Here is a 13,015-nt window from a genome sequence, read left to right as displayed (position 1 = left end):
TCGCTACGCTAACGCTATGAGCACAGAGATTCGCCAGGCCGACCTGCGCAACGACAATGCCGTCATCATGCGTCGCGTGGCGGCTGGCGAGTCCTTCGTGGTGACGGTCAACGGTCGGGCGGTCGCCGACGTCGTCCCCCACCAGCGCGACACGGGCCGGCGGGCCTTCGTGCCAACAGCCGATGCCGTGGCCGCTCTGACCAGTACTCCCCTCAGCAGGAGCGACGCCCGCCGCTGGCTCGCGGACATCCGCCAGGACGACGACACTCCCCGCGACCCCTGGGCGCGCCAGAGCAGCGGCGCATGAGCACCACCGCTCGGCGCGCTCTGCTCGACACCTCGGCCATCATCGAGCCGCCCTCCGCCGCGCAGCTGCGCGACCACGCCGACGAGCTCGCGGTGCCGGTCATCGCCGTCGGGGAGTTGCACTACGGCATCACGGCCACCGACGACCTGGTGGAGCAGACCCGGCGACGTCAGCGCATCCGCAGCATCCTCGAGGTCTTCGACGTGCTCCCCTTCGACCTGCTCGCGGCGGAGTACTACGAAGCCCTGGCCACCCTGGTCCGGGAGCATGGCCGCAACCCCCGTCCGCGGCGGATGGACCTGCAGATCGCGGCCACGGCGGTGCGGCACGACATACCGCTGCTGACGCGGAACCCCGACGACTTCGCCGGCCTGGAGGGTGCCCTCGACCTGGTGGCGTTGACACCCAGCGCCTGAGTGGCCCCTGCGGCTCATCGGACGAGGGGGTATGCCGGCGGTCACCGCCGCGATCGACCGCTGCGGTCAGCTCGGGTCGAGCTCGGAGAGCAGATCGGGTCCACCGTCGAGAGCCAGCGCCTCGGTCACCAGCGCGAGGTGCGGGGCCTGCCGACCGGGGCCGACCGTGATCGCGGTGACGTCGGGATGAGCCAGCTGCCAGGCCAGCGCCAGTGCACCGGGTGACGCCCCACGCCGCCGACCCAGGCCGATCAGTAGCGCCACCACAGCCTCCGACTGCGGCGGGAGCTCGTCGGCGAAGTCGGGTTGGTCGGACAGGCGGCTGTGCTCCGGACGCACTCCACCGGCGTACTTGCCGGTGAGGATGCCTGTCGCCAGCGGCGAGTGCGACGTGTAGGTCAGTCCGCGCTCCGCCGCCAGATCCAGCACCTCCTCCTGGGCCTGGATCTCCAGCAGGTTGAAGGGGTTCTGGACGACCTCGTATCCCCTGATCCCCAGCCGGTCCGCCGCGTCGAGCGCCCGCGTGAGCTGATCAGCGGTGACGTTGCTGGCGCCGAGGAGCTCGCACCGGCCCGCCTCCCGCTGCTCCTCCAACGCCTCCAGGGTGTCCTCGACCGGCGTCGGGTCGCCAGTGCCGTCCGGGCGCATCTCGTGGTCGTCCGGGGCGTGGGTGTAGAGGATCGCGACCTGCTCGACGCCTAACCGCTGGAGGCAGCCGGTCAGCATCGGCCCGATCCAGTCCCGGTCGAAGGGGGCCGGTCGATGGTCCAGCCACGGCGGCGCGACCTTCGTGGCGACGGACACCCGACTCGTGACCTCCACCGGACGAGCCCGGAGCCAGCGTCCGATGATCGCCGCGCTGGAGCCTGCGGCATACCGTGCGGCGGTATCGACCACCGTGATGCCGCACGCGACTGCCTCATCGAGGATGGCGCAGGCCGTGGCCTCGTCGTGGCCTGTGCCGATCTGGCTGAGGTCACCGCCATCGCCTCCGACGTTGCCGGCCCCGAGCACCACCGGCCCGAATCTCCACGCAGTCACCAGGGACTCCTTCGTCAGGGTGGCCGAGAGCATGGCGAAGGACCTGGATTTCGTCAACAGCGCCCGCGGTGCGCCCCGAGTGAGACTCCATCGACGCCGCGGTCGCGCCCGCCATCCACGGTCTGGTGCCGGTGGTGACGTGGGGTGAGCGCAGTCGAGCGGCGAAGCGCGTGTTGATCGAGGAAGTCCCCAGGGTCAGGCCGCACGCTGGTGGTATGACCTCGGACGCCGAAGCGCGACAGGACCCCGGAGCGCAGGCCGTCGCGCCCTCGTGGCGCCCCGACGCCTACGACGACTTCGCCGCGAGCTATGAGGCGGAGAACGTCGCTAGCCTGCTCAACGCCTTCTACGCTCGCCCCGCCATGGTCGACCTCGCGGGCGATGTCGACGGGCGCCGGATCCTGGACGCCGGGTGCGGGGCGGGGCCGCTGACCGCGCTGCTGCGCGATCGGGGAGCCCGCATGACCGGGCTCGACGGCAGCCCGGCCATGATCGACCTGGCCCGGAAGCGCCTGGGCGACGACGTGCCGCTGCACGTCCACGACCTGGCCCAACCCCTGCCCTTCGCCGCCGACTCCTTCGACGACGTGGTGTCCTCGCTGGTGCTGCACTATCTCGAGGACTGGGACGCGCCGCTCGCCGAGATCAGTCGGGTGCTCCGGCCGGGGGGCCGCTTCATCCTGGCGGTGAACCACCCCTTCGTGCGCACCTTCACCCACCCGGACGAGGACTACTTCGCGACGCGGCAGTACTCCGACGAGTTCGACTTCGACGGTCGGCCCGCAACGCTGACGATGTGGCACCGCCCCGTGCACGCGATCTTCAACGCCTTCACCCGCGCCGGGTTCGGCATCGAGATGGTCGACGAGCCGCCGCCCTCCCCACAGACCCCGACCGAGCTCCTGCCGCCGCGCATCGCGAGCGGCGAGCGGACGGCATTCCTCTGCTTCCTGTTCGTCGTGCTGAGAGCGCCCTGACATGCGGTGGCTCCAGCGCGATGCGCCAGTTGCCCGGATCGAGCTCGACGACCTGCCGCCCGTCCGCGCCCTGGTGGGGGCGGCCGTGGCAGGTGAGGAGGTCACGCTCACTCGCGGCGGCGAGCCGCTCGGCACGCTCTCCTTCACCCCTCGGGTGCTGCAGGGCGCGATCCTCCACGCAGAGGACGAGGACGACGAGGACGAGCCGGCCACACCACATACCGAGGGCGTCACCGTGGTCGCGACCGCGATGCGGCTGTCGAAGGCGGTGCGGGCGCGCCTCTCGGAGGAGTTCGGTGACGACTACCTCGTCATCGACATGAAGCAGGCCCCGCCGACCGTCGACGTGCTGCTCGTTCCGCCCGGCACCCCGCAACTGGTGCACGGCCTGCGCGACATGTTTCCCGACGCGCGCGTCGTGGTGACCGAGATCGAGGACGAGGAGTTGGGCGTCAGCTATGCGGGGCAGGTCGGCCGGATGCTTGAGGCCGGCGCCTCCGCCTACCTCCCGCCCCGGCCGATCGCGCAGGTGGCGGAGGGGGTGCGCCGTCATCTGGCCCGGACCGAGGGGGCGGCGCTGGAGCGGGGCGGCGCCACCTCGCCTGCGGCGCTGGAGGCCGCACCGGTGATCGAGCCCTGAGAAGGCCTGCGGACGAGTCCCCCCAGGAGCAGCGGCCCGGTCGTCCGGCCGACGTACGGACCTACCGGCGTGCACCACCGCGCGAGCCTCTCAGCTGACCTGCGCCTTCGCCGACCGCCGCACCGTTGTGCACGCCGGTGGGTCCGTGCTGGGGCTCGGGGTCAGCGGCGGCGGGGCTCGCCTGGGTAGGTCCCGAAGCTCCACTGGTTGCCCTCGGGGTCGCGCACGAGCACCTCGCGGCTGCCATAGGACTGCTCGACAGGCGCGTCCGGGACCTCCGCGCCAGCGGCACGAGCCCGCTCGAGGACGGTGTCGACGTCGGTGGTGACGACGTATGCCGCGCTGGTGCCGGGAGTCTGGGAGAACTCGCCGTCGGGACGGTGCTGACCGAGCATCACGCCTCCACCCTCGGGCCAGTCGAGCTGCGCGTGCTGGAGCACGCCGTCGTCGTCGGTGTAGGCCGCGGTCTCCTCGAACCCGAGGGCCACCAGGAAGTCGATCACGGCGCGCGGATCGCGTGCCTGGAAGGCCGGCCAGACGGTCGGAGGGTGCGGGCTGTGGTCGGGCGCGGAATCACTCATGCCGTCGATGGTGGCGCCTGGGGCACGTGGCCGGCTTGGACGTTCGGGAACTCCTCGGCCAACCAGTCCGTCGGACTCAGGCCCGCGAACCGGCCGAAGTCTCGCACCAGATGGGCGTGGTCGTAGTAGCCGTAGTCGGCCGCGAGCCCCGCCAGGTCGAGCGAGCGACCGGCCGACGGCGCGCAGGCCCGTGCCGACAGAGCCCGCCGCGCGGCGTCGAAACGCACCAGTCGTGCCGCTGTCCGCACCGTCACCCCCAGCTCGGCGGCGAAGAGGGTGCTCAGTCGGCGACGTCCCAGACCGACGTGACTGGCGACCTCCTCGACCCGGACATCACCGCACCGCGCCCGCACCACCCGCCATGCCTCGGCGACCTCGGCCCGTGGCCGGTGACCCTGACCGGACGCCACCCGTCCGAGGAGGAACTCGGTCACCAGTCGGTACCGGCCGGGCCAGTCGGTCGTGGTGTCCAGCCGGTCCGAGAGCCGGGACAGGGCGTCGCCGAGCAGGTCGGCGGCATCCCAGTGGTCGACCGGTAGGCCCGCGGCGGGCACTCCGAACAAGGCACGCGCCCCGAGCGGCGACACGGCGAGCTGGATCCCCTCCCACGCATCCGGCTGCAGCACCAGGGCACTGCGCACGTGGAGCCCGCCCAGGACGACCCTCTGCTCGTCGACCGAGCCGGCGTCGAGCGCCTCCCACGAGCTGGCGGTGCGTAGCGGCGCGCCGATCGCCAGCACCATGGTGAGGGTGTCGGAGGGCAGCCCGCGGTGGATCCCCGGGGTCAGGCCCACGGCGTGGTAGCCGACCATCTCCCGCACGTGCCGACGCAGCGCCGGCGGCAGGATCGCGGGTGGCGGCGTGGTCCACACAGCCATCTGCCCATCGTAGGTCGGATCGGCGGTCGGCGGGCCTCCCAAGGACCGGGGTGACTCCGACGGTGCGGCCGTCAGCGCTGGAGCAGCTGCGCCGCCCGCTCGCCGATCACGACGCTGGGCGCGTGCGTGTGCCCGCGGATGATCTCGGGCATCACCGACGCGTCGGCGACGAGCAGCCGCTCGACTCCGCGCACCCGCAGATCGGGGTCCACCACCGACGCGGCATCGGTGCCCATCCGGGCCGTCGAGGTGGGGTGGTAGAGCGTGTGCGCGTGCTGCTCCAGCGCCGCGGCAGCGCGCTCCTCAGCGCTGAGCCGCTCGCCGTCCACCGGGCGCACGTAGGTGCCATCCGTCACGGCCCGCAGCGCAGGTGAGGCAAGGATCCGCTCGGCGATCGCCAGGCCGGCGAGCAGGGTCGCGAGGTCCGCACCCTCGGGGTCGCTGAGGTAGCGGGGGTCGATCACCGGGTGCGCGAACGGGTCCGCCGAGGCGAGGCCGATCGTGCCGCGGCTGCGCGGCTGGAGCAGGATCGGGCCGAGCGTCAGGCCGTGCTCCGGTATGTCGTGCAGCCCCTCGTCGGCATACGCCACCGGCGCCCAGATCAGCTCCAGGTCCGGCTGATCCAGCTCGGGCCGGGAGCGCACGAAACCGTAGGCCTCGGCGACGTTGGACGTCAGCATCCCGCGGCGCCGCAGCAGGTAGCGCGCCAGGTTGGCCGCCGACGTGGCAGAGGCGAGCGTGTCCTCCGAGGTGCGGGCGATGAGCCCGCTCACCAGGTGGTCGCGCAGGTTCTGGCCCACCTCCGGTGCGTCGACGAGCACCGGTATGCCGTGCTCCTGCAGCTCCTCGCCCGGGCCGATGCCCGAGAGCAGGAGCAGCTGCGGGGTGTTGACCGCGCCGCCGCAGAGCACGACCGCCTGCCGCGCCGAGACCCGCCGCGTGACCCCGCCGACGGCATACTCCACCCCGCTTGCGACCCGCCCCTGGAAGAGCACCCGCGTCACGTGCGCGCGGGTGCGCACCTCGAGGTTCGGGTGCCCGGCCGCGGATCGGAGGTATGCCTGTGCGGTGCTCGAGCGCGCGCCGCGCCGCTGTGTCACGCGGGTCTGGGTGAAGCCGTCGGGCGCCTCGGAATTGGCCTCCTCGACCGCGAACCCGGCCTCGCCGACGGCTCTCAGGAAGCGACCGGTGAGCGGGCTCGGATCGCGTTGCTCCTCGACCGGGACCAGCGTGCTCTCCAGCAGCGGCCGGACCGCGTCCCAGCCCCAGCCGGGCCCGGCGAGCTCGGCCCACCGGTCGTAGTCGGCGGCGAAGCCCGGCACCCACATCATCGCGTTGAGGGAGGACGAGCCGCCCAGCACCTTGCCCCGCGGCCAGTAGATCGAGCGGCCGCCGAGCCCGGGCTGGGGCGTGGTCCGGTAGTTCCAGTCCGCCGAGGAGCCGAAGAGCCGCGAGAAGGCCGCCGGGATGCGGATGTTCGGCGAGGTGTCCGGGCCGCCCGCCTCCAGGAGCAGCACCCGACGGGAGCCGTCCTCAGTCAGCCGGTGCGCGACCACGGCACCGGCCGAGCCGGCCCCCACCACGACGACGTCGACGGTCTCCTCGTCCTGGGTGCTCACGGGAGTCACGGTAGCCGGATGCTCAATCTTGGCCCGCGGGTTGGATGTATTCTGTATGCATGTCATCCACTCTGCTGCAGATCCGAGGTGTGGACCCCGCCACCCGCGATGAGCTGGCCGCCCGGGCGGCGCGGCGAGGGCTGAGCCTGACGGCATACCTGCGCGATCTCCTCCAGCGCGAGGTCGCCACTCCCGATCTCGCGGAGGTCTTCGCCCGGGTGGACGCGCGGTCGGAGTCGAGCCTCGTGTCGGCCGTCGACATCATCCGCGCCGACCGCGACTCCCGATGATCGTCGTCGACGCCTCGGTGGTCGTCGATGCCCTTACTCAGCGGGAGCTGGCTCCTCTCCGGTCGCAGCTCGCCCAGGAGACGCTCCACGCCCCCGACCTCGTCGACCACGAGGTCACGAACGCCCTGCGGGGGCTGGCGCTGGGCGGGCATCTGAGCGCCCATCGCGCCCAGGATGCTCTGGCCGACTACGACGACCTCGCGTTGCGCCGGCACCCCAGCACACCGGCTCTGCGCGCGGGCGTTTGGGCGCTCCGCCACAACCTGACCAGCTACGACGCCGCCTACGCCGCGCTCGCGTCAGCGCTCGGATGCGAGCTGTGGACTCGCGACCACGGGCTCGCGGAGGGCGCTCGGGCGCACGTCGAGGTCGTGACCGTCTGAGATCAGTCGCGCAGTTGCCATGTATCATCTGATACATGGCAGCCACCAGCGCGAGCTCACGCGCCACGACCGAGCGCCTGTGGGAGGTCGTCAGCGACCTCGCCGCCTGGCCCGACCACCTCGACACCTTCACCTCGGTCCGCCACGTGACGGGGCCGTCGCCCACCGGGGTCGGATCCCGGTTCGAGGTGAGGCAGCCGGGCCTGGTCACCTCGACCTATGAGATCACCGAGTGGGCGCCCGGCTCGGCCTTCACCTGGGTGGCGCGGGCGCCGGGTGTCGTGACGACGGCGACGCACACGATCAGCGCGGTCGGCGACGGCTCACGGCTGGATCTCGGCCTCACCTGGACCGGCCCCCTGGGTCGGGTCGCCACGCCCCTGCTCGGCCGACGCGCGCAGTCCATGATCGACCTCGAGGCACGGACCTTCGCGCGGATCGCCGAGGGATGAGCGACGCCCGTGACGCCCTGCTCGGTCGCGCGATCGCGCACTACGCCGCGCACGGCATACGCGACACGAGCCTGCGCTCGCTCGCGTCGGCCATCGGCACGAGCCAGCGGATGCTGCACTACCACTTCGGCTCACGCGAGGACCTGCTGGCCGCAGTGATCGACGCCGTCGCCGGGAGCCAGGCCGAGCAGATCGGGGCCCTCTTCGACGATGCCGACGACCCCTGGGACGCCGGCCGGCGCAACTGGGCCGCCACGGTCGAGGGCGCAGAGGTCTACGGAGCGCTCTGGTTCGAGCTCGCGACCCACGCGATGCACGGCGAGCCCTACGCGGCCCGGCTGGGAGAGGTCATGGTCGCCGCGCAGCTGCGCGAGTTCACCCGCCTGTATGCCGCACGTACGGACCACGCGCATGCGGAACGGCTCGCACGGCTCACGCTGGCCGTGGGCCAAGGTCTGGTCTTCGACCTGCTCATCGACCGCGACCGCGCGGCGGCCGACGAGGCGATCGAGGCGTTCATCGACCTGGTGCGGCGGGACCTGGAGGGCGGGCGATGATGGCGGGTATGCATCGGGTCGCCGTCGCCGTCCTCGTGCGCGATGAACGGGTGCTGCTCGCCCACCGCGCGGCGCACCGCGAGTGATATCCCGACTGCTGGGACCTCGTGGGCGGGCACCTCGAGCCGGGAGAGTCGGCACTCGACGCGGTTCGCCGGGAGTGCCAGGAGGAGCTGGGTATCGAGATCCACGACGCTGCCCCGATCTCGGTCGCCCTGGGGCACGCCGAGGTGGAGATCCATGCCTTCCGGGTCACCCGCTGGCGGGGAGAACCCGTCAACGCGGCACCGGACGAGCACGACGACCTCGGCTGGTTCGCCCTTGAGGACCTGGCTGGCCTCAGGCTCGCGGACGTGGACGGCATACCTGCGGCGGTGCGGACCGCGCTGGATCTGACGTCGCAGGGGGCGTAGCGACACCCGTGGCGACGATCCGTCGAGTCGTCCCGGCGACACGCCCGAACTGAGCGGCCCGAGCGTTCACGTGAACGCTGCAGCCGACGACACGCCCGACCTGATCGGCCCGAGCGTTCACGTGAACGCTGCGGCCGACGACACGCCCGACTGGATCGGCCCAGCTACGCACGTGCGCGCCTGAGCCGATCAGCACCGGCGCGGCGGCGGGACGGATCACAGGCGCGCCAGCCGACACCCGGCGCACACCCTGACCCCGGCGCAACAGCCGCACGCGCCGACTCAGGCGAGCATCGGCATACCGGATCCTGCCGTCAGCGCACCTGGGTCGCCTCGAAGCTCCGCCCGGGCGCGACGAACGCCTCCTGCGCCTGCACCAGCCGCAGCTCGCGCTCGCGCGAGTCGAGGGTGACCTGGAGCAGCTCGAAGACGCTGGCCGCGGTGCGCTCCAGGGCGGTGGCCGCCGACCCGCTCTCGCGGTAGTGCGCGGTGAAGAGCGCGCTGGTGACGTCGCCGGAGCCGTTGGCCTTGATCGGGAGGCGGGGCGTCGCGACGATCCAGGCGCCCTCGTCGTCGACGGCGAGCATCTCGATCGTCTCGCCGCCGTCAGGCTGGGCCTCGCGCTCGGGTCGCAGCACGCTGGTGACGAGCACGGTCCTGGGGCCGAGCTCGCGCGCGCGGTCCACCGAGGCGAGCGTCGACTCGAGGCTGTCCGGCTCGGTGTGCGTCATGTAGCCGAGCTCGAACTGGTTGGGCGTGATGATGTCGGCGTGCGGCAGCACCTTCTCGCGGATGAGCGGCGGGATCGACTCGGCGACGAAGCAGCCGGAGGTCGCGTTGCCCATGACGGGGTCGCAGGTATATGTGGCGCGCGGGTTGGCCTTCTTGACCCGGGCGACGGCGTCGATCACGACGTCGACGATCTCCTCGCCGCCCAGGTAGCCCGAGAGCACTCCGTCGGCCGTGCCGAGCACGCCGCGGTCCTCGATCCCGCTCACGACCGAGCGCACGTCGTCGGCGGGGATGAGCGGGCCGCCCCACGCGCCGTACCCGGTGTGGTTGGAGAAGTTGACGGTGAGCACCGGCCAGACCTCGTGCCCGAGGCGCTGCAGCGGGAAGACGGCGGCCGAGTTGCCGACGTGACCGTAGGCGACGTGGCTCTGGATCGAGAGGAAGCGCATCCCTCGATGATGGCACCACCGCGCCACGGGAGCAGCATCGCTGCCGGGGGCCGGTCGCGTTCAGTCGCGCTCGCCCAGCCCGAGGAACTCCCGGTATGCCGCCGCGCCGGTCACCCGGACCGGCTCGCCGCGGCGGAACGTCTCCGGCGTGAGCACGAAGCGCTCCTCCTCGGCGACCTCGTCGCGGCGCTTGATCCACTCCCGGCCGTTGGTCTCGTAGCCGACCTTGCGGCTGACGGCACGTGAGGCGGCGTTGTCGACGAAGGCCGCGGAGGTGATCCGCTCGGCGCCGAGGTGGTCGAAGGCGAAGGCGCAGACCACCTGCCGCATGCGCGTGCCGATGCCCTGGCCCTGGAACTTCTGGGCGAGCCACGAGCCGGTCTCCAGGGTGCGGGTCACCGCGTAGTCCGCGCCCTCCAGAGCCTGGATGCCGACCACCTCGCCGGCCCGGCGCACGACGAGCTGCAGCGAGGTTGCCTCCGGGGTCTGACCAGCGAGAATGCGGCCGACGTAGCGCGCGTAGTTGGCCGGGATCTCCTCCGCCGGCGCATCGGTCCACGGGAACTCGAAGGGCATGTGGGCCGGGTCGTGGATGCCGTCGAGCACGAGGGCCACCAGCGCGGCGATGTCGCCCTCGCGCAGCGCGGTCAGCACGAGGTCACCCGCCTCGAGCCGGAGCCCGAAGGGTGGCCAGATCTGCTCGAGGGTGAGGTGCGGCATACCGACGAGTGTGGCGGGTGGGGCGCTCGTGCCACCAGCGGATTTCCTGGTGCGGGTGAGAGCGGCGACCGCAGATCTCGACCACGGGTTTTCGTGCCATGGCGACGAAACCGGTGGTGGATTCGGGGAGAGGCGGGGGGGATGCGGCATCCTGGCTCCTGTGCGACCTGACCTGAGCCTGCCGCGTCGGGTGGAGCGGCGCAACGCCGTCTTCCAGCAGTGGGAGGCGCTGCTGACCAACCGGCGCAAGCGCAACCAGACCGGCCAGCTGCTCGTGCAGGGCGTGCGGCCGATCAGCGCCGCCCTGGCCTCCTCGGATCACCGCGTGCTCGCGCTGCTCAAGGACGGGCGGGCCCGGCCCTCCGACTGGGCTCGCGAGACCCTCGCCTCGCACGGCGGGCGCTGCGCCGTCGTCGACGTGGCGCCCGAGCTGATGGCGGAGCTGGGAGAGCGGAGTGACGGCATACCCGAGCTGCTGGCGCTCGTGGAGCTGCCCGCCGACGATGTGTCCCGTCTCCCGGACGAGCTGCGGGGACCCGTCGTCGTCTTCGACCGGCCTGCCAACCCGGGCAACATCGGCACCCTCGCCCGGTCCGTCGACGCGCTGGGCGGATCGGCCCTCATCGTGACCGGGCACGCCGCCGACCCGTGGGATCCGGCCGCGGTGCGGGCGAGCACAGGCTCGATCTTCGGCATACCCGTGCTGCGGCTGCCCTCGCACCAGCCGGTGCTCGACTGGGCCGAGCGGCGACGATCTAGGGGTGAGCAGGTCACCGTGGTCGGCACCGACGAGCACGGCGAGGTGCCGCTCACCGAGGTGCCGACCGAGGGCACCACGATCGTCGTCATCGGCAGCGAGGCGACGGGCATGAGCAGCGGCTGGCGCGAGGCGTGCGACCTGCTCACCGCGATCCCGATGACCGGCACCGCGAGCTCGCTCAACGCGGCGAGCGCGGGCTCGATCGTGCTCTATGAGCTGATGCGACGCATCGAGCGGCGTGCACAACGCCAGGCGTCGCGTCGCTGACCTGGGGCTGCGCCCTCAGTCGACTCGTGGTGCACGCCCGTCGGACCGCACCGGGTCACCCGAGCTCCTCCGGCGACGCGATCCGGCGCACGGCAGCGTCAGGGTGGTCTCCGTGCCGATCGAGCAGGACCGCGTCGAGCCCTGCCGCGAGCGCGCCCTCCACGTCGGTGACGAGCGAGTCGCCCACCATGAGCGACTCCTCGGCTGCGACGCCGAGCCGATCCACCGTGGCGTGGAAGGCTCCCGGGTCGGGCTTGCCGGTGGGCAGGTCGGAGGAGCAGACGACGGCGTCGAACGCCTCGTCGAGCCCCAGCCGATCGAGCTTGCGCCGCTGCTGGCTGACCTCGCCGTTGGTGAGGATCCCGAGCCGCAGCCCCCGCCCCCGCACGCGCTCCAGCGCCGGAGCGGCGTCGGGGAAGAGGCGCCAGCCGGCTTCATACCGAGCGAGGTAGCCGGCGAAGATCGCGTCGGCCTCGGCGTCGCTCAGGTCGCGCCCGAGGAACTCCCGCACCCGCGCGCGCCGCTGCCCCTGAAAGCTGACCTCCCGGCGCTGGTAGCGAGGGTAGTGCCGCTGGGCCACCGCATCCCACCGCAAGGCCACCCCGGGGTCCACGACGCCGTGGTCGGCCGCCCAGGGCACGACCGCCTCGTGCGCCGCGGAGCGCTGGTCGACCAGGGTGTCGTCCAGGTCGAAGATCACGGCGCGCAGCATGGCGCGATCCTGGCACGGGACGGGGTATGCCGTGGGGCGCGGGGAGGATCGGTGCAGCAGGACCGATCCTCCCCGGTCTGGCCCGGCACCCGCGGGGAGGATCGGTGCACCTGGACCGATCCTCCCCAGTCTGGCCCGGCACCCGCGGGGAGGATCGGTGCACCTGGACCGATCCTCACCACTGTCAGTCGTCGATCGAGCGGATCACCCGGGCCGGCATTCCGGCGACGATGGACCGCTCGGGCACGTCCTTGGTGCCCACGGACCCTGCGCCGACGATCGCGCCGTCGCCGATGCTCACCCCTGGCACGACGGTGACGTTGGCGCCGAGCCAGACATCGCGCCCCAGGGTCGCGGCGGCCGGAATCGTGTCTCCGCGACGGGCCGGGTCTACGCCGTGGTTGAGGGTCGTGAGGGTCGAGCCGTGCCCGATGAGGGAGCCCGCGCCGATCGTGATGTTGCCGGTGTCCTGGAAACGGCAGCCCATGGTGATGAAGACACCGTCACCAAGCACGAGGTTCTTGCCGAACTCGCTGTAGAACGGGCGGGAAGACCGTCACGGTCTCCGGCACCTCGCGCCCGGTCAGCTCGCCGAGCAGGGCCCGGACCTGCTCCGGCGGGTGGTAGCTCCCGTTGAGCTCGGCCACGACCGCAGCGCCTCCTGACGGGAACCGTGGATCACCTCGACCTCGTCGCCGCCGACGTGCTGCCGCACCTGCGCTGATCACAGGCGCGACGACTCGATTGGCATCGATGCAGGTCAGGGGCGTATAGTAATGACATAGGCGCCCGCTCGCCGTCGGCGGATCTTGCAGTCAGGG

At 72.2% G+C, this 13,015-nt stretch carries 19 protein-coding genes; 10 read left to right on the top strand and 9 right to left on the bottom strand.

What is annotated here, in order from left to right; translation table 11 throughout:
• Window positions 1-16: 16 nt before the first annotated feature.
• Together AC5PYY_RS06090 and AC5PYY_RS06085 are read left to right on the top strand one after the other, a co-directional pair.
• A complete protein-coding gene (locus AC5PYY_RS06090) occupies window positions 17-307 on the top strand; it encodes a type II toxin-antitoxin system Phd/YefM family antitoxin (RefSeq protein ID WP_493898890.1) in 291 nt (96 codons plus the stop codon).
• On the top strand, window positions 304-723 hold the full coding sequence (locus AC5PYY_RS06085; protein WP_493898889.1) for a type II toxin-antitoxin system VapC family toxin: 420 nt from the start codon (window positions 304-306) through the stop codon (window positions 721-723). The genes AC5PYY_RS06090 and AC5PYY_RS06085 overlap by 4 nt, the downstream gene beginning before the upstream one ends.
• A gap of 66 nt (window positions 724-789) precedes the next feature.
• On the opposite strand, the gene AC5PYY_RS06080 is transcribed toward AC5PYY_RS06085, so the two are convergent.
• A complete protein-coding gene (locus tag AC5PYY_RS06080) occupies window positions 790-1,764 on the bottom strand; it encodes an aldo/keto reductase (RefSeq protein ID WP_493898888.1) in 975 nt (324 codons plus the stop codon).
• A gap of 215 nt (window positions 1,765-1,979) precedes the next feature.
• Here AC5PYY_RS06080 and AC5PYY_RS06075 point away from each other — a divergent pair, with 215 nt between their 5' ends.
• A complete protein-coding gene (locus tag AC5PYY_RS06075; RefSeq protein ID WP_493898887.1) occupies window positions 1,980-2,741 on the top strand; it encodes a class I SAM-dependent methyltransferase in 762 nt (253 codons plus the stop codon).
• 1 nt (window position 2,742) lies between these two features.
• Window positions 2,743-3,381 carry a hypothetical protein gene (locus tag AC5PYY_RS06070; protein ID WP_493898886.1) on the top strand — a complete coding sequence of 213 codons (639 nt, stop codon included), beginning with the start codon at window positions 2,743-2,745 and terminating at the stop codon, window positions 3,379-3,381.
• Window positions 3,382-3,542: 161 nt separating this feature from the next.
• Here the strand turns inward: AC5PYY_RS06070 and AC5PYY_RS06065 are convergent, their stop codons facing one another.
• From AC5PYY_RS06065 to AC5PYY_RS06055, 3 genes are all read right to left on the bottom strand, one after another.
• Window positions 3,543-3,962, bottom strand: coding sequence for a VOC family protein (locus AC5PYY_RS06065; RefSeq protein WP_493898885.1), 420 nt, complete (start codon window positions 3,960-3,962; stop codon window positions 3,543-3,545).
• The gene (locus AC5PYY_RS06060; RefSeq protein WP_493898884.1) at window positions 3,959-4,840 is read right to left on the bottom strand and encodes an AraC family transcriptional regulator; all 882 of its coding nucleotides are present in this window, start codon (window positions 4,838-4,840) and stop codon (window positions 3,959-3,961) included. The genes AC5PYY_RS06065 and AC5PYY_RS06060 overlap by 4 nt, the downstream gene beginning before the upstream one ends.
• 71 nt (window positions 4,841-4,911) lie before the next feature.
• Window positions 4,912-6,459, bottom strand: a complete 1,548-nt coding sequence (locus AC5PYY_RS06055; RefSeq protein ID WP_493898883.1) for a GMC family oxidoreductase — start codon at window positions 6,457-6,459, stop codon at window positions 4,912-4,914.
• A 59-nt stretch (window positions 6,460-6,518) separates the two neighbouring features.
• Here AC5PYY_RS06055 and AC5PYY_RS06050 point away from each other — a divergent pair, with 59 nt between their 5' ends.
• From AC5PYY_RS06050 to AC5PYY_RS06030, 5 genes are all read left to right on the top strand, one after another.
• Window positions 6,519-6,749: a FitA-like ribbon-helix-helix domain-containing protein gene (locus tag AC5PYY_RS06050; RefSeq protein WP_493898882.1), complete on the top strand. Its 231-nt coding sequence runs from the start codon at window positions 6,519-6,521 to the stop codon at window positions 6,747-6,749.
• A complete protein-coding gene (locus AC5PYY_RS06045) occupies window positions 6,746-7,132 on the top strand; it encodes a type II toxin-antitoxin system VapC family toxin (RefSeq protein ID WP_493898881.1) in 387 nt (128 codons plus the stop codon). Before AC5PYY_RS06050 ends, AC5PYY_RS06045 begins: the two co-directional genes overlap by 4 nt.
• A gap of 35 nt (window positions 7,133-7,167) precedes the next feature.
• Window positions 7,168-7,584, top strand: a complete 417-nt coding sequence (locus AC5PYY_RS06040) for an SRPBCC family protein (protein WP_493898880.1) — start codon at window positions 7,168-7,170, stop codon at window positions 7,582-7,584.
• A complete protein-coding gene (locus AC5PYY_RS06035) occupies window positions 7,581-8,141 on the top strand; it encodes a TetR/AcrR family transcriptional regulator (RefSeq protein ID WP_493898879.1) in 561 nt (186 codons plus the stop codon). Before AC5PYY_RS06040 ends, AC5PYY_RS06035 begins: the two co-directional genes overlap by 4 nt.
• 107 nt (window positions 8,142-8,248) lie before the next feature.
• Window positions 8,249-8,554, top strand: coding sequence for an NUDIX domain-containing protein (locus AC5PYY_RS06030; protein WP_493898878.1), 306 nt, complete (start codon window positions 8,249-8,251; stop codon window positions 8,552-8,554).
• A 314-nt stretch (window positions 8,555-8,868) separates the two neighbouring features.
• On the opposite strand, the gene pdxY is transcribed toward AC5PYY_RS06030, so the two are convergent.
• Window positions 8,869-9,735 carry a pyridoxal kinase PdxY gene (gene pdxY, locus AC5PYY_RS06025; protein ID WP_493898877.1) on the bottom strand — a complete coding sequence of 289 codons (867 nt, stop codon included), beginning with the start codon at window positions 9,733-9,735 and terminating at the stop codon, window positions 8,869-8,871.
• A gap of 60 nt (window positions 9,736-9,795) precedes the next feature.
• Entirely contained in the window at window positions 9,796-10,455 is a 660-nt protein-coding gene (locus AC5PYY_RS06020; RefSeq protein ID WP_493898876.1) for a GNAT family N-acetyltransferase, read from the bottom strand.
• Window positions 10,456-10,615: 160 nt separating this feature from the next.
• Between AC5PYY_RS06020 and AC5PYY_RS06015 the strand changes: the two genes are divergently transcribed.
• Window positions 10,616-11,482 carry a TrmH family RNA methyltransferase gene (locus tag AC5PYY_RS06015; protein ID WP_493898875.1) on the top strand — a complete coding sequence of 289 codons (867 nt, stop codon included), beginning with the start codon at window positions 10,616-10,618 and terminating at the stop codon, window positions 11,480-11,482.
• Between the two features lie 55 nt (window positions 11,483-11,537).
• Here AC5PYY_RS06015 and AC5PYY_RS06010 read toward each other — a convergent pair whose 3' ends face one another.
• From AC5PYY_RS06010 to AC5PYY_RS06000, 3 genes are all read right to left on the bottom strand, one after another.
• Window positions 11,538-12,194 carry an HAD family hydrolase gene (locus AC5PYY_RS06010; RefSeq protein ID WP_493898874.1) on the bottom strand — a complete coding sequence of 219 codons (657 nt, stop codon included), beginning with the start codon at window positions 12,192-12,194 and terminating at the stop codon, window positions 11,538-11,540.
• A 184-nt stretch (window positions 12,195-12,378) separates the two neighbouring features.
• On the bottom strand, window positions 12,379-12,708 hold the full coding sequence (locus tag AC5PYY_RS06005; protein WP_493898873.1) for a DapH/DapD/GlmU-related protein: 330 nt from the start codon (window positions 12,706-12,708) through the stop codon (window positions 12,379-12,381).
• Window positions 12,698-12,841 carry a hypothetical protein gene (locus tag AC5PYY_RS06000; RefSeq protein WP_493898872.1) on the bottom strand — a complete coding sequence of 48 codons (144 nt, stop codon included), beginning with the start codon at window positions 12,839-12,841 and terminating at the stop codon, window positions 12,698-12,700. Before AC5PYY_RS06000 ends, AC5PYY_RS06005 begins: the two co-directional genes overlap by 11 nt.
• Between the last annotated feature and the right edge of the window lie 174 nt (window positions 12,842-13,015).

The organism is Serinicoccus sp. JS2-9 (assembly GCF_059025165.1).
This window is presented reverse-complemented; position numbering and strand designations above follow the sequence as displayed.

Coding starts and splice junctions, on each gene's coding strand:
- AC5PYY_RS06050 (WP_493898882.1), top strand. CDS start 6,519: ATGTCATCCACTCTGCTGCAGATCCGAGGTGTGGACCCCGCCACCCGC.
- AC5PYY_RS06060 (WP_493898884.1), bottom strand. CDS start 4,840: ATGGCTGTGTGGACCACGCCGCCACCCGCGATCCTGCCGCCGGCGCTG.
- AC5PYY_RS06070 (WP_493898886.1), top strand. CDS start 2,743: ATGCGGTGGCTCCAGCGCGATGCGCCAGTTGCCCGGATCGAGCTCGAC.
- pdxY (WP_493898877.1), bottom strand. CDS start 9,735: ATGCGCTTCCTCTCGATCCAGAGCCACGTCGCCTACGGTCACGTCGGC.
- AC5PYY_RS06045 (WP_493898881.1), top strand. CDS start 6,746: ATGATCGTCGTCGACGCCTCGGTGGTCGTCGATGCCCTTACTCAGCGG.
- AC5PYY_RS06065 (WP_493898885.1), bottom strand. CDS start 3,962: ATGAGTGATTCCGCGCCCGACCACAGCCCGCACCCTCCGACCGTCTGG.
- AC5PYY_RS06035 (WP_493898879.1), top strand. CDS start 7,581: ATGAGCGACGCCCGTGACGCCCTGCTCGGTCGCGCGATCGCGCACTAC.
- AC5PYY_RS06040 (WP_493898880.1), top strand. CDS start 7,168: ATGGCAGCCACCAGCGCGAGCTCACGCGCCACGACCGAGCGCCTGTGG.
- AC5PYY_RS06020 (WP_493898876.1), bottom strand. CDS start 10,455: ATGCCGCACCTCACCCTCGAGCAGATCTGGCCACCCTTCGGGCTCCGG.
- AC5PYY_RS06090 (WP_493898890.1), top strand. CDS start 17: ATGAGCACAGAGATTCGCCAGGCCGACCTGCGCAACGACAATGCCGTC.
- AC5PYY_RS06010 (WP_493898874.1), bottom strand. CDS start 12,194: ATGCTGCGCGCCGTGATCTTCGACCTGGACGACACCCTGGTCGACCAG.
- AC5PYY_RS06075 (WP_493898887.1), top strand. CDS start 1,980: ATGACCTCGGACGCCGAAGCGCGACAGGACCCCGGAGCGCAGGCCGTC.
- AC5PYY_RS06085 (WP_493898889.1), top strand. CDS start 304: ATGAGCACCACCGCTCGGCGCGCTCTGCTCGACACCTCGGCCATCATC.